Origin of the sequence: Paraburkholderia caballeronis, assembly GCF_900104845.1 — a bacterium.
Taxonomy (GTDB): domain Bacteria; phylum Pseudomonadota; class Gammaproteobacteria; order Burkholderiales; family Burkholderiaceae; genus Paraburkholderia; species Paraburkholderia caballeronis.
On the sequence record NZ_FNSR01000002.1, the window covers coordinates 1,301,563 to 1,318,703 of the forward strand.

General features: G+C 64.5%; 18 protein-coding genes and 1 pseudogene. 9 read left to right on the plus strand and 10 right to left on the minus strand.

Annotated elements, in window-relative coordinates; all coding sequences use genetic code 11:
• Window positions 1-5: 5 nt before the first annotated feature.
• The 5 genes from phnK to phnG are packed head-to-tail and all read right to left on the minus strand — an operon-like array spanning window position 6 to window position 3,922.
• Window positions 6-776 (minus strand): phosphonate C-P lyase system protein PhnK, encoded by a 771-nt coding sequence (gene phnK, locus BLV92_RS22325; RefSeq protein ID WP_090548981.1) that lies wholly within the window; start codon window positions 774-776, stop codon window positions 6-8.
• Window positions 773-1,693 carry an alpha-D-ribose 1-methylphosphonate 5-phosphate C-P-lyase PhnJ gene (locus BLV92_RS22330; protein ID WP_090548984.1) on the minus strand — a complete coding sequence of 307 codons (921 nt, stop codon included), beginning with the start codon at window positions 1,691-1,693 and terminating at the stop codon, window positions 773-775. Before BLV92_RS22330 ends, phnK begins: the two co-directional genes overlap by 4 nt.
• Window positions 1,690-2,802 (minus strand): carbon-phosphorus lyase complex subunit, encoded by a 1,113-nt coding sequence (locus BLV92_RS22335; RefSeq protein ID WP_090548987.1) that lies wholly within the window; start codon window positions 2,800-2,802, stop codon window positions 1,690-1,692. Before BLV92_RS22335 ends, BLV92_RS22330 begins: the two co-directional genes overlap by 4 nt.
• Complete coding sequence (gene phnH / locus BLV92_RS22340; protein WP_090548990.1) at window positions 2,802-3,440, minus strand: phosphonate C-P lyase system protein PhnH; 639 nt, start codon at window positions 3,438-3,440, stop codon at window positions 2,802-2,804. Before phnH ends, BLV92_RS22335 begins: the two co-directional genes overlap by 1 nt.
• Complete coding sequence (phnG, locus tag BLV92_RS22345) at window positions 3,437-3,922, minus strand: phosphonate C-P lyase system protein PhnG (protein ID WP_090548992.1); 486 nt, start codon at window positions 3,920-3,922, stop codon at window positions 3,437-3,439. Before phnG ends, phnH begins: the two co-directional genes overlap by 4 nt.
• Before the next feature lie 209 nt (window positions 3,923-4,131).
• Here phnG and phnF point away from each other — a divergent pair, with 209 nt between their 5' ends.
• The 4 genes from phnF (at window position 4,132) to BLV92_RS22365 (ending at window position 7,199) form a co-directional block, all read left to right on the plus strand.
• A complete protein-coding gene (phnF, locus tag BLV92_RS22350; RefSeq protein WP_090548995.1) occupies window positions 4,132-4,890 on the plus strand; it encodes a phosphonate metabolism transcriptional regulator PhnF in 759 nt (252 codons plus the stop codon).
• Between the two features lie 14 nt (window positions 4,891-4,904).
• Window positions 4,905-5,639, plus strand: coding sequence for a DUF1045 domain-containing protein (locus tag BLV92_RS22355; protein ID WP_090551332.1), 735 nt, complete (start codon window positions 4,905-4,907; stop codon window positions 5,637-5,639).
• Window positions 5,636-6,187, plus strand: a complete 552-nt coding sequence (phnN, locus tag BLV92_RS22360) for a phosphonate metabolism protein/1,5-bisphosphokinase (PRPP-forming) PhnN (RefSeq protein WP_090548998.1) — start codon at window positions 5,636-5,638, stop codon at window positions 6,185-6,187. Before BLV92_RS22355 ends, phnN begins: the two co-directional genes overlap by 4 nt.
• Before the next feature lie 118 nt (window positions 6,188-6,305).
• Window positions 6,306-7,199 carry a LysR family transcriptional regulator gene (locus BLV92_RS22365; RefSeq protein WP_090549000.1) on the plus strand — a complete coding sequence of 298 codons (894 nt, stop codon included), beginning with the start codon at window positions 6,306-6,308 and terminating at the stop codon, window positions 7,197-7,199.
• Window positions 7,200-7,232: 33 nt separating this feature from the next.
• Here BLV92_RS22365 and BLV92_RS22370 read toward each other — a convergent pair whose 3' ends face one another.
• Window positions 7,233-8,057, minus strand: a complete 825-nt coding sequence (locus BLV92_RS22370; protein WP_090549003.1) for an IclR family transcriptional regulator — start codon at window positions 8,055-8,057, stop codon at window positions 7,233-7,235.
• Between the two features lie 645 nt (window positions 8,058-8,702).
• Between BLV92_RS22370 and cyoA the strand changes: the two genes are divergently transcribed.
• Genes cyoA through cyoD form a run of 4 tightly spaced genes read left to right on the plus strand, consistent with a single transcriptional unit; the run spans window position 8,703 to window position 12,523 of the window.
• Complete coding sequence (cyoA, locus tag BLV92_RS22375) at window positions 8,703-9,593, plus strand: ubiquinol oxidase subunit II (protein ID WP_090549006.1); 891 nt, start codon at window positions 8,703-8,705, stop codon at window positions 9,591-9,593.
• A gap of 3 nt (window positions 9,594-9,596) precedes the next feature.
• A complete protein-coding gene (gene cyoB / locus BLV92_RS22380; RefSeq protein ID WP_090549009.1) occupies window positions 9,597-11,582 on the plus strand; it encodes a cytochrome o ubiquinol oxidase subunit I in 1,986 nt (661 codons plus the stop codon).
• Window positions 11,582-12,193 (plus strand): cytochrome o ubiquinol oxidase subunit III, encoded by a 612-nt coding sequence (gene cyoC, locus BLV92_RS22385; RefSeq protein WP_090549012.1) that lies wholly within the window; start codon window positions 11,582-11,584, stop codon window positions 12,191-12,193. Before cyoB ends, cyoC begins: the two co-directional genes overlap by 1 nt.
• Window positions 12,194-12,523 carry a cytochrome o ubiquinol oxidase subunit IV gene (gene cyoD, locus BLV92_RS22390; RefSeq protein WP_090549015.1) on the plus strand — a complete coding sequence of 110 codons (330 nt, stop codon included), beginning with the start codon at window positions 12,194-12,196 and terminating at the stop codon, window positions 12,521-12,523.
• A gap of 135 nt (window positions 12,524-12,658) precedes the next feature.
• On the opposite strand, the pseudogene BLV92_RS31730 reads toward cyoD, so the two are convergent.
• From BLV92_RS31730 to BLV92_RS22405, 4 genes and pseudogenes are all read right to left on the minus strand, one after another.
• A pseudogene (locus BLV92_RS31730) lies at window positions 12,659-12,775 on the minus strand (IS30 family transposase); the annotation flags it as partial.
• 270 nt (window positions 12,776-13,045) lie between these two features.
• Entirely contained in the window at window positions 13,046-14,065 is a 1,020-nt protein-coding gene (locus BLV92_RS22400; RefSeq protein WP_090549019.1) for an SDR family NAD(P)-dependent oxidoreductase, read from the minus strand.
• Between the two features lie 213 nt (window positions 14,066-14,278).
• The gene (locus BLV92_RS31735) at window positions 14,279-14,737 is read right to left on the minus strand and encodes an alpha/beta fold hydrolase (protein WP_143040717.1); all 459 of its coding nucleotides are present in this window, start codon (window positions 14,735-14,737) and stop codon (window positions 14,279-14,281) included.
• 10 nt (window positions 14,738-14,747) lie between these two features.
• Entirely contained in the window at window positions 14,748-15,815 is a 1,068-nt protein-coding gene (locus BLV92_RS22405) for an aldo/keto reductase (protein ID WP_090549023.1), read from the minus strand.
• 80 nt (window positions 15,816-15,895) lie between these two features.
• Between BLV92_RS22405 and BLV92_RS22410 the strand changes: the two genes are divergently transcribed.
• Window positions 15,896-16,876, plus strand: a complete 981-nt coding sequence (locus BLV92_RS22410) for an AraC family transcriptional regulator (protein ID WP_208862130.1) — start codon at window positions 15,896-15,898, stop codon at window positions 16,874-16,876.
• The last annotated feature ends 265 nt before the right edge of the window (window positions 16,877-17,141 follow it).

A 17,141-nucleotide genomic window follows, 5' to 3' on the forward strand; every position in this document is an offset into this window, starting at 1 on the left:
TCGTCCTAGACCGGCAGCACGGAGGCCACCAGCGTCTGCGTGTACGGGTGCTGCGGATCGTCGAGCACCTGGTCGGTGAGGCCGGATTCGACGACGGCGCCGCCCTGCATCACCATCAGCCGGTGCGCGAGCAGCCGCGCGACGCCGATGTCGTGCGTGACGATCAGCACCGACAGATGCAGCGTGGTCGTCAGCGTGCGCAGCAGGTCGAGCAGGCGCGCCTGCACCGACACGTCGAGGCCGGCGGTCGGCTCGTCCATGAATACGAGGCGCGGCCCGGTCACCAGATTGCGCGCGATCTGCAACCGCTGCTGCATGCCGCCCGAGAACGCGGCCGGCAATTCGTCGATGCGCGCGGCGTCGAGTTCGACGCGCTGCATCCATTGCGTCGCGGTTTCGCGGATGCGTCCGTAGTGCCGCGCGCCGACCGCCATCAGCGGCTCGCCGATGTTCGCGCCGGCCGACACGCCCGCGCGCAGTCCATCGCGCGGATTCTGCTGCACGAAGCCCCATTCGGTGCGCGCGAGCATCCGGCGGCGCGGCTCGGACAGCGTCAGCAGGTCGAGTGTCCCGCCGTTCGCATCGGCATAACGCAATTCGCCGGCATCGGCCTCGGTGCGCAGCGCGAGCGTGTTAAGCAGCGTCGTCTTGCCGGAACCGGACTCGCCGACGATGCACAGCACCTCGCCCGGATACAGGTCGAAGCTCACGTCGCGGCAGCCGTTGCGGCCGCCGTACTGCTTCGTCAGATGGCGTGCGCTCATCAGGGGCGTCATGCGTTTTCTCCGGTCGATGCCGCGTCCGCCTGTTCGCGGCGCTCGTGGCAATAGTCGCTGTCCGAGCATACGAACATCCGCTTGCCCGCGTCGTCGACGATCATCTCGTCGAGGAAGCTGTCGCGCGATCCGCACAGCGCGCACGCGTGCTGCCAGCGCTGCACCTCGAACGGATGATCGTCGAAATCGAGGCTCTTCACCGGCGTGTACGGCGGAATCGCGTAGAGGCGCCGCTCGCGGCCCGCGCCGAACAGTTGCAGCGCGGGGTTCATGTGCAGCTTCGGGTTGTCGAACTTCGGGATCGGCGACGGCGACGTGAGATAACGGCCGTTCACCGTGACCGGATAATCATAGGTGGTCGCGATGCTGCCGTGGCGTACGATGTCCTCGTACAGCTTCACGCTGATGAGGCCGTAATCAGCGAGCGAGTGCAGCTTCCTGCACTCGGCGACGCGCGGCTCCAGCCGGTACAGCGGCTCGGGCATCGGCACCTGGTACACGAGGATCTGCGCTTCGGTCAGCGGCGTTTCGGGAATCCGGTGGCGGGTCTGGATGATGGTCGCGTCGCGCGTGCTGCGCGTCGTCGCGACGCCGGCCGTGCGCGCGAAGAAGCGACGGATGTTCACGGCGTTCGTCGTGTCGTCGGAGCCCTGGTCGATCACCTTCAGCGTGTCGTTCGCGCCGATGATCGCGGCCGTCACCTGGATGCCGCCGGTGCCCCAGCCGTACGGCAGCGGCATCTCGCGCGACGCGAACGGCACCTGGTAACCCGGCACCGCGACCGCCTTCAGCAGCGCGCGGCGGATCATCCGCTTCGTCTGTTCGTCGAGGTACGCGAAGTTGTAGCCTTCGGCCTGCGTGTCGCGTGGCGGGCTGGGCTGCGCGGCCGGCGCGAGCGCGTGGTCGGGGGCGTTCATGCGGCTTCTCCGTCGAGCGCGTTCGCGCGATGTTCGGCGCGCAGGCGGCGCACGAGTTCGAGTTCGGACTGGAAATCGACGTAATGCGGCAGCTTCAGATGCTGGACGAAACCGGACGCCTCGACGTTGTCGCTATGCGACAGCATGAACTCGATGTCCTGGGTCGGCGACGCGAGCGTCTCGCCCAGTTCGTCGGCGCGCAGCGCGCGATCGACGAGCGCCATTGCCATCGCCTTGCGCTCCGCATGGCCGAACGCGAGTCCGTAGCCTTGCGTGAACGTCGGCGGCAGTGCCTTGCTGCCCGCGAACTGGTTGATCATCTGGCATTCGGTCAGCTCGATCTCGCCGATCTCGACGGCCTCGCCGAGTTCGTCCAGTTCCATCTCGACCGCGACCGTGCCGAAGCGGATCTCGCCCGCGAACGGGTGCGTGTGCGCGTAACCGCGCTGCGTCGCGTAACCCATCGACAGCAGGAAACCTTCGTCGCCGCGCGCGAGGTTTTGCAGGCGCGTCGGGCGGTCGGCCGGGAACGACAGCGGCTCGCGCGACAGGTCGCCGGGTTCCGGTGCGTCCGGGGTCGGCGTTTCCTGTTCGATCAGCCCTTCCTTGTCGAGCAGCGCGACGACGCGCGGCATCGGTTCGGGTTGGGTGCGTGCGTCGGGCGCGGAGGTGCTGGCCACCTCGTCCGCCGCATCGCCGCGTTCCGCGAGCAGCGCGAAATCGAGCAGCCGCTGCGTGTAGTCGTAGGTCGGCCCGAGCACCTGTCCGCCCGGCACGTCCTTGAACGTCGCGGAGATGCGGCGCTCGACGTGCATCCGCTCCGTATCGACCGGCTGCGTGTAGCCGAAGCGCGGCAGCGTCGTCCGGTACGCGCGCAGCAGGAAGATCGCCTCGACGAGATCGCCGGCCGCCTGCTTGATCGCGAGCGCGGCGAGTTCTTCGTCGTACACCGAGCCTTCGGTCATCACCCGCGCGACCGCGAGGCGCAACTGGCCGCGAATCTGCGCCACGCTCAGTTCCGGCACGCGCGGATCGCCGCGGCGCGCTTCGTCGAGCGCGCGCCACGACGCTTCGATCGCGCGCTCCCCTCCCTTGACGGCGACGTACATCAGCGGATCTCCACGTGAGTCGTGCGCGGCAGCCCGATCAGCGACGCGCCGCAGACGAGATAAAAATCGAGGCCGCACGGAAAGAGCGGCGCGAGCGCCGCGCGCTCCGGCCAGAAGCGCGCGGGCAGGCCGGCCGGCGCGATGATCCGCGTGCCGTCGATGCCGGGGCCGCTCAGCGTGCGCGGCGCGCCGCCGGTCAGCGCGTCGACGCGCACGAGCACCGTCGCGGACGTTTCCGGCGATTCCGGCGTGCCGCAATGGAACGCATCGAGCGGCGGCAGCGCGGCGGCATCGTGTACGTAGACGAACGCCGCGTCGGCCGCGCTCGCGGCGAACGGCGCGTCCGCGTGAAAGCGCAGCGCGGCGGCGAGCGCCGGGTCCGGCTGCGCGAGCCATACCGGCGTCGCGTAATCGCACAGCGCGAGCAGCGATGCGCACGCGGCGAGCCCGGCGCGCGCGACGCCGTTCGCATCGGCGGCCGGCAGCGGCGTCTCGATCGTGCCGATCGAACCCGGCCGCGCGAGCGCGTCGAGCAACGCGCGGAACACCGCCTGCGTGTCGTGGACCGGGTCCGCGAAACCCGGCGCGAGCGCGTCCAGCGACACGCGCGAAGCGGGTTGGGTCGGTTGCTGGTTCATGCGTCCCCCCGGACCATCGTGAAGAATTCGACGCGCGTGCTCGCGGTCTGTTCGCGCTGCGCCGCGCGGGCATCGGCGATGCGCGCCGCGAGCGGCTCGACGAGCCGCTCATGCAGACGAGAATGACGTTCGGGCATTTGCAGCAGCGCATCGGCGAGCGCGGCCAGTTCCGCGCGGCGCTTGTCGCGGCCGAGATGGCACGCGACGCCGACCGTGCCGGCCTCGCTGTCACCGCGCAGCCGCAGCGTCGCGCGCGTGACGGTCGCCTCGCCGAGGTTGAACGCATCGCCGGTGCCGCCGATGCGCCCGCGCACCATCGCGAGCCCGGTTTGCGGCGGGCGCAGCCAGTCGAAGGCGGGCGGCGCGGCCCCTTCGAGCGCGGCGTCGAGCGCCGCTTCGAGTTCGGCGCGCGGCGTGCGCGCGAAGACGGCCATCCACGCGCGCCGCGCCGCTGCGGAGGAGGGACCGGAAGTTGCGTTCATCGGAGCTCCTGTGTCGTGAACGGGTCAAAAAGGCGTGTCGAACGTGTTGCGCGAACGCCGCTATTTGACCATCTATTCATCTAAACGTCTAGACGACTAGAGATACAATCGACCCGCGCGGACGCGGCGGACGTTTTCATATTTCCATCACGCCCTGCGCACTACAATGCGAGGGAACCGTAATTGAAACCGAGGGGAATGACAGCACCATGACATCGAACGACGAAGCGCCGCGCAGCACGCAACTGGAGCGCGGCGCAGGCGTGGCGGTGTGGCGTCAGATCGAGCAGATCCTTGCAGCGGAGATCGCCGCGAGCGGCTTCGGAGAAGATGGCCGCCTGCCGAGCGAAGGCGAACTGGCGAAGCGCTTCGACGTGAACCGCCATACGGTGCGTCGCGCGATGCTCGGCCTCGCGGCGCTCGGCCTCGTCAGCGTCGAGCAGGGGCGCGGCACGTTCGTGCAGCCCGGCGCGATCGATTATTCGATCGGCAAGCGCACGCGCTTTACCGAGAACCTGAAGCGCCAGCAGCATTCGGCGGTGGGCAAGCTGCTGGCGGCGTCGCGCGTGAAGGCGGACCCGACCGTCGCGAAGGCGCTCGGGCTGCGTGCGGGCGCACTGGTCTATCGGGTCGAGACGCTGCACGAGTCGGACGGCGTGCCGCTCACGTATGCGCGCAGCTGGTATCCGGCGGCGCGCTTCGCGGACCTGCCGGCCGTGATGGAGAAGGTCGACAGCACGTCGAAGGCGCTCGCCGAATTCGGCGTCACCGACTATCTGCGCAAGTGGAGCCGCATCGGCAGCGTGCTGCCGGAGCCGGAAGTCTCGCGGCGGCTGAACATCAACCGGCAGCAGCCGGTGCTGTGGGTCGAGAACGTGGACGTCGATCTGGACGGCGTGCCGATCAAGTACGGGATCACGCACTTCGCGGCCGATCGCGTGCAGTTGATGGTGGAGCACGACCTGTGAGCGCGACGGCATCGATGGCTGCATCCGTCGCGGACTGGCCGGAGTGCGCGCGGTTCGCGCTCTACTACGCGCCGCCGCGCGATTCGGCATGGTGGCGCGCGGGCTGCGCGTGGCTCGGCCGCGATCCCGAAAGCGGCGCGACGCTCGTTCCGCCGCAACTGGACGGACTCGACCGTTCGTTATCCGCATTGACCGTCGCGCCGCAACGCTACGGCTGGCACGCGACGCTCGTCGCGCCCTTCCGTCTCGCGCCCGGCGTGACGCCCGATGCGCTGTTCGATGCGGCGTCGCGCTGGGCCGCGACGCGCGGCCGGTTCGACGTACCGGTCGACGCGGCGACGATCGGCTCGTTCGTCGCGCTGCGGCCGGCGGACGACGACGGCGAGGCCGCGCTGCGCGAACTGGCGTCCGCTGCGCTGCGCGCGCTCGCGCCGTTGCGCGCGGCGCCGACCGCCGCCGATCTCGCGCGGCGGCTCGAAGCGAAGCTCACCGCGCGGCAGCGCGAGCTGGTCGAGCAATGGGGCTATCCGTACGTATTCGACGAGTTCCGGTTTCACATGACGCTGTCCGATTCGCTGGACGACGCGCGCGAGCGCGCATTGCTAGTCGACGCATGGAACACGCGGATGCAGCCGCCCGGCGCGCTGCCGGTGCATGGCGCGGCGCTGTATGTCGAGCCGGAGCCGGGCGCGCCGTTCGTGCTGTGGCGTCGCGTGCCGTTCGGCTTGCCCACGGAGGCCGACGCATGAGCGAACGGCTGATCTACGTGATGGGGCCGTCCGGTGTCGGCAAGGATTCGCTGCTGGGTTATGCGCGCGGCCGCGTCGCGGACGACGGCGTCGTGTTCGCGCATCGCTACATCACGCGTCCGGAAGGCGGCGGCGAGAACCACGTCGCGCTGACCGACGCGGAGTTCGACGCGCGTTCGCGGTGCGGGCTGTTCGCGCTGCAATGGCGCAGCCACATGCTGCGTTACGGGATCGGCATCGAGATCGACCCGTGGCTCGCGCTCGGCTGCACGGTCGTCGTGAACGGGTCGCGCGCGTATGTCGGCGACGCGCTCGCGCGTTATCCGCGGATGACCGTCGTGCACGTGACCGCGCCGCCGCACGTGCTGGCCGCGCGGCTCGCCGCGCGCGCGCGGGAGACGCGCGACGAGATCGCGGCGCGGCTCGCGCGCAGCGCGCCGTTCGTGCTGCCGGACGGCGCGTCGCTCGTGACCGTCGAGAACGGCGGCAAGCTCGACGATGCGGGCGGCGCGTTCGTCGACGTGGTGCGGCGGATCGCGCGCGGTTGACCCGACGGTGGTCGAACGCTGGGCGGTCCAAGGGGCGCAGGGTTTTTTGGCGGCCGGGCGATCGTGAGAACATGGACCCGACCAGGTCAGCCCTTCACGATCCCGCCCGAGGCCGCCATTGGACCGCTTCCAGGAGATGCAGATATTCACGCGCATCGTCGATCGCCGCAGCTTCACGCAGGCGGCCGAGGATCTGAACCTGCCGCGCGCGACCGTCACGAACTCGATCAAGCGTCTCGAAGCGCGGCTCGGCGTGCGGCTGCTCGAACGCACGACGCGCCAGGTGAAGCCGACGCTCGACGGCGACGCGTATTACCAGCGTTGCGTGCGGCTGCTCGCCGACCTGGAGGAAACCGAGGAGGGCTTTCGCGACACCGACCCGAAGGGCCTGCTGCGCGTGAACGTGCAGGAGACGCTCGCGAATCACTTCGTCGTGCCGCGGCTGCCGGCGTTTCTCGCGCGTTATCCGCGCATCGAGGTGTCCATCGGCTCGGGCGACCAGTACGTCGATCTGGTTCGCGAGGGCGTCGATTGCGTGCTGCGCGCGGGGGAACTGGCGAATTCGTCGATGATCGCGCGGCGCGTCGCGCTGCTCGATCAGGTCACCTGCGCGAGCCCGGTCTATATCGAACGCCATGGCGATCCGGCGTCGATCGACGAACTGGCCGACGGCCATCACGCGGTCAATTACCTGTCGCCGGCGAGCGGCCGGCCGCATCCGCTCGAATTCGCGACGCCGGACGGCATCCGGCGCGTAACGCTGCCGGGACCGGTCGCGGTCAACAGCGCGGCGCTCTATACCGGCTCGGCGCTCGCGGGGCTCGGCATCGTGCAGGTGCCGCGCTACCCCATCCGCGAGCGGCTCGCGAACGGCGAGTTGCGCCAGTTGCTGCCCGATTGCCCGCCGCCGTCGATGCCGGTGTCCGTGCTGTATCCGCAGAACCGGCAACTGTCGCTGCGCGTGCGGACGTTCGCGGACTGGCTCGTGCAGGTGTTCGCGCAGGCCGGCTGAAACGACTGCGCGTGTGACGTCGCGGCTGCGGCTTCAGGTGCGCAGCGCGATCATGCCCGACACGCGCGCCGCGGCCTGCTGAAGCGGTTCGAGGAAGGCCTTCACCATCTGCTTCGCGGACGTGCGCTGCGCGTTGCCGCTGATGTTCATCGCCGCGATGATGCGCCCCTGGCGGTTGCGGATCGGCGCGGACAGCGAAATGAGGCCGCCTTCCAGTTCCTGATCGACGATCGCCCAGCCCTGCTCGCGGACCTGCGCGATGACCTTCTTCAGTTCGTCCTTGTCGGTGACGGTGCGCGGCGTGTGCGCATAGAGCGGCGACGAGCCGAGCGTCGCATCGAGCGTCGGCCCGTCGAGCGCGGACAGCAGCACGCGGCCCATCGACGTGCAGTACGCGGGCAGCCGGCTGCCGATCGACAGGTTGATCGTCATGATCTTGTGCGTCGGCACGCGCAGCACGTAGACGATCTCGGTGCGGTCGAGCACCGCCGCCGAGCAGCTTTCGTGCACCTGCGCGGACAGTTCCTCCATCACCGGTTCCGCGAGATTCCAGAACGGCATCGACGTCAGGTACGCGAAGCCGAGGTCGAGGATCTTCGGTGTCAGGCGGAACAGCCGGCCTTCGGTCTCGACGTAGCCGAGCGTCTGCAGCGTCAGCAGGATGCGCCGCGCGCCCGCGCGCGTGAGGCCGGTCGCGCTGGCGACGTCGGTCAGCGTCTGCTCGGGCCGGTCCGCGTTGAACGCGCGGATCACCGACAGCCCGCGCGCGAACGACTGGACGTACGAATCACCCGGCTTGTCGGGGATTTCCGGCTGGTCGGCGGGCGGGGAGGACGGGGCGCGGGAAGCGGGGCTCATGGGCGTCGGGAAGGGGCGGCGCGTCGGGAATCCGTGACGATAGCGCAAGCGTTTTGTTTCGCCAACCGGCCAGACGGCCAGGGTGGCGGTCGTCCGACGATGATGCAGGCGACGGATGACGCGAGAATGGTCAACCGGATAAAAATATATTGATATTGATCTGCGACAAATTGTGAATAAAAAACAGGCGTTGACAATGAATGGTCTATTCGCGTCTGTTTATGAAACGGCGCTGAATCTTGTTTATTGCGTTATCGGATTTTTCGAGTCCGGATTTCATCCCGGACTGTCGTAATTATTCGTCCTGCCGTATTAATCCGGGCGATTAAAACGGATGCTCGCGAATGGCTGTCCGGCGTCTCCGGCGGCCGTTGGCAGCCCATTCCGCGACCTTGTGCTGCGGCCCGCAGCGGGATGTTCTTGTTCTTCGAAAGAAAACTGAAAGAAAGCCGCGTCGTAACGTCGCCCTGCGTAAGCGATATTTGTCGCGGTAGGGATTTCCTTGGCGCGGATCAAATTTGGCCCGTCGGCCGTTCCGTAGAATTGCGCGGCATACGCTATACGGGTGCATTTTGCGTGGCGATTTTTTGCGATGCGAATGTGTTGGAAGTATGTCCAAGGTGGTTCAACGGAAATCGGGCAAACATGCTAGACAGAAAAGCCTTCAAAAGGTTGTTAATACCTCTCGGGACCGGACTGGTCGTTTCTCTTTCGGGGTGCAATCTCACGGTCCTGGACCCGAAAGGCAGCGTCGGCGTCGCGGAGAAGTCGCTGATCGCCACCGCGACGGGGGCCATGCTGCTCGTCGTGGTGCCGGTGATCCTGCTCACGCTGCTGTTCGCGTGGCGATACCGCGCGTCGAACCGCAGTGCGACCTACGCGCCGAAATGGTCCCATTCGACGGCGATCGAATTCGTCGTCTGGACGATCCCCACGCTGATCATCCTGTTCCTCGGCATCCTGACGTGGAAGACGTCGCACGAACTCGACCCGTACAAGCCGTTGCAATCGGAAGTGAAGCCGATCAACGTCGACGTCGTCGCACTCGACTGGAAGTGGCTGTTCATCTACCCGGATCTCGGCATCGCGACGGTGAACCAGCTGGCGGTGCCGGTCGGCACGCCGATCAACTTCCGGATCACGTCCGATTCGGTGATGAACTCGTTCTTCATCCCGCAGCTCGGCACGCAGGTCTATGCGATGGCGGGCATGCAGACGCGCCTGCACCTGATCGCCGACGAGGCGGGCGACTACGCCGGCCTGTCGTCCAACTACAGCGGCCGCGGCTTCTCGGACATGAAGTTCCGCACGCTCGCGAAGTCCCCCGAGGAATTCAACGCGTGGGTCGAAAAGGTGAAGGCGACGCCGCAGCAACTGGGCATGGACCAGTACGCGACGGTTGCGCAGCCGAGCGAAAAGGCGCCGGTGCAGTACTTCTCGACCGTCGATCCGAAGCTCTTCCACAACATCATTGCGAAGTACAACAACGGCCACGTCACTGATTTTCGTGACGCTGCCTGCGGTACGAAGGGGTAACGCATGTTCGGCAAACTCACATTAGAGGCGATTCCGTTCGATCAGCCCATCATCATGGGGGCTGCGGCCTTCATGGCGCTGCTGGTCATCGGCGTAGCGGCGGCCATCACGGTCGCGGGCAAGTGGAAGTGGTTGTGGAGCGAGTACCTGACGAGCGTCGATCACAAGCGGATCGGCGTGATGTACATCGTCGTCGCGGTGCTGATGCTGGTGCGCGGTTTCGTCGACGCGGTGATGATGCGTATCCAGCAGGCGGTCGCGCTCGACGGGCCGGGCTACCTGCCAGCGCATCACTATGACCAGATCTTCACCGCGCACGGCGTCATCATGATCTTCTTCATGGCGATGGCGCTGATGGTGGGTCTGTTCAACCTCGTCGTGCCGTTGCAGATCGGCGCGCGCGACGTCGCCTTCCCGTTCCTGAACTCGCTGTCGTTCTGGATGACCGCGATCAGCGCGATCCTGATGAACCTGTCGCTCGTGATCGGCGAGTTCGCGCAGGTCGGCTGGCTCGCGTATCCGCCGCTGTCCGAGCTGCAGTTCAGTCCGGGTGTCGGGGTCGACTATTACATATGGGCGATCCAGTTGTCCGGGGTCGGCACGCTGATAACCGGGATCAACTTCTTCGTCACGATCATCAAGATGCGTGCGCCTGGCATGTCGCTGATGAAGATGCCGGTGTTCACGTGGACCGCGCTGTGCTCGAACGTGCTGATCATGGCGACGTTCCCGATCCTGACGATCGCGCTCGCACTGCTCGGCCTCGACCGCTACGTCGGCACGCACTTCTTCACGAACGACGGCGGCGGCAACGCGATGCTGTATCTGAACCTGATCTGGGCGTGGGGCCACCCCGAGGTGTACATCCTCGTGCTGCCTGCGTTCGGCATCTATTCGGAAGTGATAGCCACGTTCTCGAAGAAGCCGCTGTTCGGCTACAAGACGATGGTGTACGCGTCGTGCGTGATCATGGTGCTGGCGTTCCTCGTGTGGGCGCACCACTTCTTCACGATGGGCGCGGGCGCCGACGTGAACGCGTTCTTCGGCATCATGACGATGATCATCGCGATTCCGACCGGCGTGAAAATCTTCAACTGGCTGTTCACGATGTATCGCGGCCGGATCGAGTTCACCGCGCCGGTGTTGTGGACGATCGGCTTCATGGTCACGTTCTCGATCGGCGGGATGACCGGTGTGATGATGGCGATTCCGGGCGCGGACTTCGTGCTGCACAACTCGCTGTTCCTCGTCGCGCACTTCCATAACGCGATCATCGGCGGCGTCGTGTTCGGCTACCTCGCGGGTTTCAGCTACTGGTTCCCGAAGGTGTTCGGCTTCAAGCTGAACGACAAGATCGGCAAGGGCGCGTTCTGGTGCTGGTTCGTCGGCTTCTACGTCGCCTTCGTGCCGATTTACGTGCTCGGCTTCATGGGCATGACGCGCCGGACCAACCACTACGACAATCCGGACTGGCAGCCGTGGCTGATCCTCGCCACGGTCGGCGTTGCGATCATCGCGGTCGGCGTCGTGCTGCAGGTCACGCAGGTGATCGTCAGCGTCATCAAGCGCAACAAGCCGGAATACCGTGACGTGACCGGCGATCCGTGGGGCGCGCGCACGCTCGAATGGGCAACGTCGTCGCCGCCGCCGGTGTACAACTTCGCGGTGATCCCGCAGGTTACCGAACTGGATGAGTTCGCGCACATGAAGGAAACCGGCCAGGGTCTCGGCGTCGCGGACAACTATCGCGACATCCATATGCCGTCGAACACCAGCGCGGGTTTCTTCATCGGCGTACTCAGCCTCGTGTTCGGATTCTCCGGCGTGTGGCACATCACGTGGCTTGCGGTCGTGTCGCTGATCGCGATCGTTGCGGTCATCGCGCTCCGCAGCTTCGGCCGGAACGACGGTTACTACATTCCCGCCGACGAAGTCCGAGAAATCGAAGAACGGCGTAATCGCGCGCTGGCTGCCGTGGAGGCCAACTGATGTTACAGAAAACCAATGCGGCGACGCTCGCCGAACACGACTACAACGAACATCCGGAGTCGCACTCGGTATTCGGGTTCTGGGTGTACCTGATGACCGACTGCATTCTGTTTGCGTCCCTGTTCGCCGTGTTCGGCGTGATGGCGCACCAGTTTGCGGGCGGCCCGACCGGCAAGGATCTGTTCGACATTCCGGGCGTCGCGCTCGAAACCGGCGTGCTGCTGCTGTCGAGCATCACGTACGGCTTTGCGATGCTCGGCGCGCACCAGCGCAAATCCGGCACGGTGCTCGGCTGGCTCGCGGTGACGTTCGCGCTCGGCGTGACCTTCCTCGTGATCGAACTGCGCGAGTTCTCGCATCTGATCGAGCAGGGCGCCGGCCCGGATCGCAGCGCGTTCCTGTCGTCGTTCTTCGCGCTGGTCAGCACGCACGGGCTTCACGTGTTCACCGGCCTGATCTGGATGGTCGTGCTGATGGTGCAGGTGGTGCGCAGCCAGAACCTCGGCGAGCAGGAAGTGCGTCGTCTGACCTGCCTCAGCCTCTTCTGGCACTTCCTCGACGTCGTCTGGATCTGCGTGTTTACTTTCGTTTATCTCGGGAGCGTGCTCTAAATGGCTCATTCTCATTCGCCCGCTCAGGAGCCGCATGGCAGCCTCGGCGGTTATATCGCCGGCTTCGTCCTGTCGGTGCTGTTGACGGCCGGCGCATTCGGCCTCGTGCTGCACGGCGCGATGGACCCGGGCACGTCGATGATCGTGATCGCGATTCTCGCGCTCGTGCAGATCATCGTGCACATGGTGTTTTTCCTGCATCTGAACACGTCGTCCGGGCAGGGGTGGAACCTGCTGGCGATCGCTTATACGGTGCTTGCGGCGGCGTTCCTCGTGTTCGGTACGATATGGGTGATGCATAACGTCACGATGAACATGATGTCGCGTTAAGCGCATCGCAGCCGGGGAGCCTTGTGTGAAGGGGCTCTCCGGCTGGTCGACCCTATCAAGACTCCCTCCAGCTACCAGCCGCGTTGGGGCGACGCGCACTCCAGCCAACGCCCGGGATTGAAGACAACTGCGGATTCAAGCGGTCGATGCAACGGATTGATGGAACCGCTCGGCCGGTGTGTCAAAGTTAAGCGTCTTACGCGGACGCTCGTTGAGTCGCCTTGCTACAGCGTCGAGTTCGGCTTGTGAATAGGTAGGGTGGCACCCAAGGCAACGGCCAGATAAGTCAATGAACTGTTCAGGGCTGTTGCCATGCCTTTCGTCGCACCGGCTTGCTGTTGTCAGCACGGTCGAAATTCCCGTCAGCACCACGCCTTGCAGGACGCCCCAGACGAACATCGCGGGAACCAGAAGAGCAGGATTGGATTTACGATTTTCTGTTTCCAGATTCAACGCCGCTAAACCGAAGCAGTGCGATGAGCTTCCCCTCCGGCTCTTGCACATAAGCACGACGTCATCACATCACGACTGGCGCGGGATGGAGACGCTGGTGATTTCCTCGCTTCTGCGCCAGAGTTCCTCGGCTGCGTCCGGGGCAATCGCATAGGCTTCGACACCGGTCGGACGTTTGGAGCGGTCTTCGCCGGCAATATCGACAGATCCGCCCTCCGGCAATACGGAAGTAATGTCGGAATCGGCGCAATACACGCCGCCTTTGCCGTCGAGTTGCGGACTGACCGCGCACCAGACGTGGGTGGCCGCTCCCTGCGGCACCGATTTCATGTCACGGCTCAGATCGACGACCGGCCGATTATTCTCGTCGATGAATCCGCTCTTTTTCAGCCTTTCCAGCCCGACGTGCGTACCGAGATTCGTTCCCGAGATCCCGCCGGGATGGAGCGCGAACGCGCGAATGCCTTCGTCCTTGCCTCGCCGATCAAGGCCAACCGCGAAGAGGATGTTGGCCGTCTTGGACTGGCCATACGCCTTGAACGCATCATAGTCACGGCGCTCGAAATTGATGTCGTCGAAAACGACCGGCGAGAAGCGGTGCCCGGCGGACGAGACTGATACGACGCGCGCGCCACCCGCCCGCTTAAGCGCCGGCCAGAGTCGCAGAGCCAGCCGGAAATGGCCGAGGTGGTTGGTGGAAAACTGCAGCTCATTGCCGTGTGCGTCGCGCTTCAGTTCGGGCAACGCCATGATGCCGGCGTTGTTGATGAGCAGATGAAGCGGCAGGCCTGTTTCGACGAAGTCGCGTGCGAAGTCATCGATCGAACGGGGATCGGTGAGATCCATCGATTGAACCTCCATGCCGCCGCCTGCTTCGGCGATGGTTCTGCGCGCGCGCTCGACGTCGCGCGCCGGCACGATGATTCGCGCGCCCGCCGAGGCGAGCGTGCGTGCTGTTTCCAGTCCGAGGCCCGAGTAGCCTCCCGTGACGATGGCTACCTTGCCGACCAGATCGACGCCCTTAATGATGTCCGCGGTCGTGGAAGCGCGGCTAAAACCTGAACCGATCGGTGCCTGGGCTGTGCTCATTGCTATATGTCCTTTTCCTGAATCAGAGTAATTTCTCGGCAATTTGATATACAGATTTTCTAATTGCTTGCATCTAAAAAGCCGATTAGTGCGGCATTCGTTTGCTCTGCCGCCTCAAGTGGGGGCCAGTGGCCTGCTTCCGGGCGCTCGATAACCCTCGTAGATCTACAAGGACGTGCCGCAGGACTTCCCGCGTGACGGGGTGTAGCTCGTTCAGACCATCTGCTGCGCCAACCAGCAAGAAAGATGGGATCTGAAACCTGCGGCCGGCGAAAACCGATGCCTGAGACAGGACTCAAGCGCACGGTAGTCGTTGAGCGGGCGGTGAAATCCGTTACGCTCAAATTGACCGACCATAACGGCGAAGTCGGTGGGATCAACGAAGCTCGGTAGTCCGGACGGCGCGGGCCGAAGCAGGCCGCGGTCGATGTCCATCGGATGCCAACGCGCTTCTTTCGGAGCTTCCCCAGACGTCCAGTAGAAAGCTGCCGGGAGCGTTTTTCTCGCGTCAGCCCACTCGTTGTCAGCCGCTGGACGCATCTGCTGAAACATCTGGCGCCGCCAGCTACGCCCTGTGTCAGAGAACCCGTGACAGAACATCACTGCGGGTCCCTCTCCACACTCGACAACATGCAGCGATACGTCATCTGTGGCGATATCGCGTTCCTTCACGCTCTCGCCGTCAGGCAGAGAGCCGGGCAAGTGACGGCACGGTTCGGCCATCAACCGTCATGCCGGAGAAAGCGAGCATCGGCGCCAGAGTGTCGTTGTTCTCGGCCGGGAAATTCAGCTTTGGTTTGGAGACCAGGCTGAGTTTGCCGATCTGCTCGGCGGACAGCGCCACTTCGAGAGAATCGAGATTGTCTTTGAGTTGATCGAGCCGCCGAGCGCCAATCAGGGTGGAACTGACGCCGGCTTGCGATCTGACCCAGGCCAACGCCACCGACGCAGGACTGATGCCAAGCTCCGACGCAACCTCCACGACCGCTTCGATGATGTCGTAGTCCGCTTCACTGGGAACGCCGACCATGTTCGTACGCTTCGTGTCGACCTGGCCTGTGCCGCCGCGCCTGAACTTGCCGCTCAGGAAACCACTTTTGAGCGGAGACCAGGGCATGATGCCCATTCCCATCGCCTGCGCCATCGGAAACAGTTCGCCTTCGCTGGTCCGCTCCAGCAGCGAATATTCGAGTTGCAACGCGATGATCGGCGCCCATCCGCGGAAGTGGGCGATTGTCTGCGCCTCGGCCGTTTTCCAGGCGGGAATGTCCGAGAAGCCGACATAACGGATCTTGCCAGCCGTGACGAGATCGTCGAGACCTCGCAAGGTTTCTTCGATCGGTGCCATCCGATCCCAGTTGTGCAGCCAGTAGATGTCGATGTAGTCGCTCTGGAGCCGGTTCAACGAGGCTTCGCACTGCTGGATGAGCGCCTTGCGTCCGGCGCCGCCACCGTTCGGATCGCCGGGGAACAGGTTGCAATAGAACTTCGTGCTGAGCACGATCTCGTCGCGCCGGACTTTGTTCTGCTTGAGATAGTCGCCGATGATCTGCTCGGAATGACCGGCAGTGTAGATATTGGCCGTATCCACGAAGTTTCCCCCGCGGCCTCGATACTCATCGAGCATGTGGAACGACTCTTCGGGGCTTGCACCCCAGCCGAAGTCTTCGCCGAAGGTCATGGTTCCGAGGCAATACGGGCTGACACGCAGGCCAGAACGCCCGAGCGTGACGAAGTGATTGAGAGGCATGCGAGATCTCCGGGACGAGTTAATTCATCGCATGGTAGGCTGATAAGAATGTACGAAGAAGACGCGTCAGTTCAATTTTTATGCGCGAGAGTTCAATTTTGCAGGCCGATCCCCTCTCAGACCTACTGGACTTCCTTCAGGCTCGTTGCGATTTGTCCGGGCGGCTTGTCGCGGGCGGCGCCTGGGCACGCCGCTTCATTAATCTGGATGCGATCAAATTTTGTGCGGTCACAGAGGGGGGTTGCTGGTATTCCATTGACGGCATGGCTGAGCCGGCCCGGGCGGACATCGGCGACGTCCTGATTACCAATGGCACACGCACCCTGACTCTCGCCAGCGCCGCAGCGCTGGTTCCGGATGCGACGACCACGCCGGTCGTTCGGGACGGCAACGATCAGTATCAGCTTGGCGAAGGTTGTGACTTCACCATGCTGGGCGGCACCGTGCAGATTGATGCAGATCGGCAAGCATTACTTCTGAACGGTCTGCCGCCGCTCATTCATGTCCGGGGAACCACAGACGAAGCCAGGCCACTTGCCTGGTTGCTTGAACAACTGGTGGCGGAAATGAAGGGCGGTCGGCCGGGCCGGGCGGCCGTCATATCAGGACTGGCCCAACTGTTATTCATCCAGACACTACGAGCCTATCTGGCACATGCTTCGGATGGCGACAAAGGGTGGCTGAAGGGCTTCGGCGACCAACGGTTAGCCGTCGTGCTGAGTCACATCCATAGTGAGCCTTCCCGGAACTGGGGTCTTGAAGAACTGGCGAAAAAAGCGGGGATGTCGAGAACGTCGCTCGCGGTACGATTCCGCGAAATGATGGGCGTTCCGCCACTCGCTTACTTGACCCAATGGCGAATGTATCTGGCGAGACGCGAGCTTCGGGCAGGCGCCTCGATCTCCGAGGCGGCGGCCTCGGTCGGGTACGCATCCGACAGTGCCTTCAGTAGCGCATTCAAGCGCGTGATGGCTGTTGCGCCCGGCCAGTACCGGAGAGCGGCGCAGGGAGAAATCGAGGTGCCGCAGACGCCCAACAAATCTGACACGCTCGACTTCTAGGAGAGTAGTGGCGGCCGTCAAGACTTTGCCGCGCGCCATGATGTGCCTCTCATTTCACTCTCTGGCCGGTCCAGGTTCGCTGCCAGGACAACCTTCTCGCGGGTTGACGGAAGCCCACCGTCTGTCCGCCGCGTGCACCGCTGACGATGGCCGTCACGTGCTCGCGGCCGATCCGGTCTTAGCATAGAAGAATGCTTTGCATTACATCCGAAAAGAATATTTTGACTTGGAATTTGACTTGTTAGATTGGCAGCCAATGCAATGT

What these genes read in the sequence shown, in the direction of transcription:
- phnK (WP_090548981.1), bottom strand. Translation starts at nt 776, where the DNA reads ATGACGCCCCTGATGAGCGCACGCCATCTGACGAAGCAGTACGGCGGC.
- BLV92_RS22330 (WP_090548984.1), bottom strand. Translation starts at nt 1,693, where the DNA reads ATGAACGCCCCCGACCACGCGCTCGCGCCGGCCGCGCAGCCCAGCCCG.
- BLV92_RS22335 (WP_090548987.1), bottom strand. Translation starts at nt 2,802, where the DNA reads ATGTACGTCGCCGTCAAGGGAGGGGAGCGCGCGATCGAAGCGTCGTGG.
- phnH (WP_090548990.1), bottom strand. Translation starts at nt 3,440, where the DNA reads ATGAACCAGCAACCGACCCAACCCGCTTCGCGCGTGTCGCTGGACGCG.
- phnG (WP_090548992.1), bottom strand. Translation starts at nt 3,922, where the DNA reads ATGAACGCAACTTCCGGTCCCTCCTCCGCAGCGGCGCGGCGCGCGTGG.
- phnF (WP_090548995.1), top strand. Translation starts at nt 4,132, where the DNA reads ATGACATCGAACGACGAAGCGCCGCGCAGCACGCAACTGGAGCGCGGC.
- BLV92_RS22355 (WP_090551332.1), top strand. Translation starts at nt 4,905, where the DNA reads ATGGCTGCATCCGTCGCGGACTGGCCGGAGTGCGCGCGGTTCGCGCTC.
- phnN (WP_090548998.1), top strand. Translation starts at nt 5,636, where the DNA reads ATGAGCGAACGGCTGATCTACGTGATGGGGCCGTCCGGTGTCGGCAAG.
- BLV92_RS22370 (WP_090549003.1), bottom strand. Translation starts at nt 8,057, where the DNA reads ATGAGCCCCGCTTCCCGCGCCCCGTCCTCCCCGCCCGCCGACCAGCCG.
- cyoA (WP_090549006.1), top strand. Translation starts at nt 8,703, where the DNA reads ATGCTAGACAGAAAAGCCTTCAAAAGGTTGTTAATACCTCTCGGGACC.
- cyoB (WP_090549009.1), top strand. Translation starts at nt 9,597, where the DNA reads ATGTTCGGCAAACTCACATTAGAGGCGATTCCGTTCGATCAGCCCATC.
- cyoC (WP_090549012.1), top strand. Translation starts at nt 11,582, where the DNA reads ATGTTACAGAAAACCAATGCGGCGACGCTCGCCGAACACGACTACAAC.
- cyoD (WP_090549015.1), top strand. Translation starts at nt 12,194, where the DNA reads ATGGCTCATTCTCATTCGCCCGCTCAGGAGCCGCATGGCAGCCTCGGC.
- BLV92_RS22400 (WP_090549019.1), bottom strand. Translation starts at nt 14,065, where the DNA reads ATGAGCACAGCCCAGGCACCGATCGGTTCAGGTTTTAGCCGCGCTTCC.
- BLV92_RS22405 (WP_090549023.1), bottom strand. Translation starts at nt 15,815, where the DNA reads ATGCCTCTCAATCACTTCGTCACGCTCGGGCGTTCTGGCCTGCGTGTC.
- BLV92_RS22410 (WP_208862130.1), top strand. Translation starts at nt 15,896, where the DNA reads ATGCGCGAGAGTTCAATTTTGCAGGCCGATCCCCTCTCAGACCTACTG.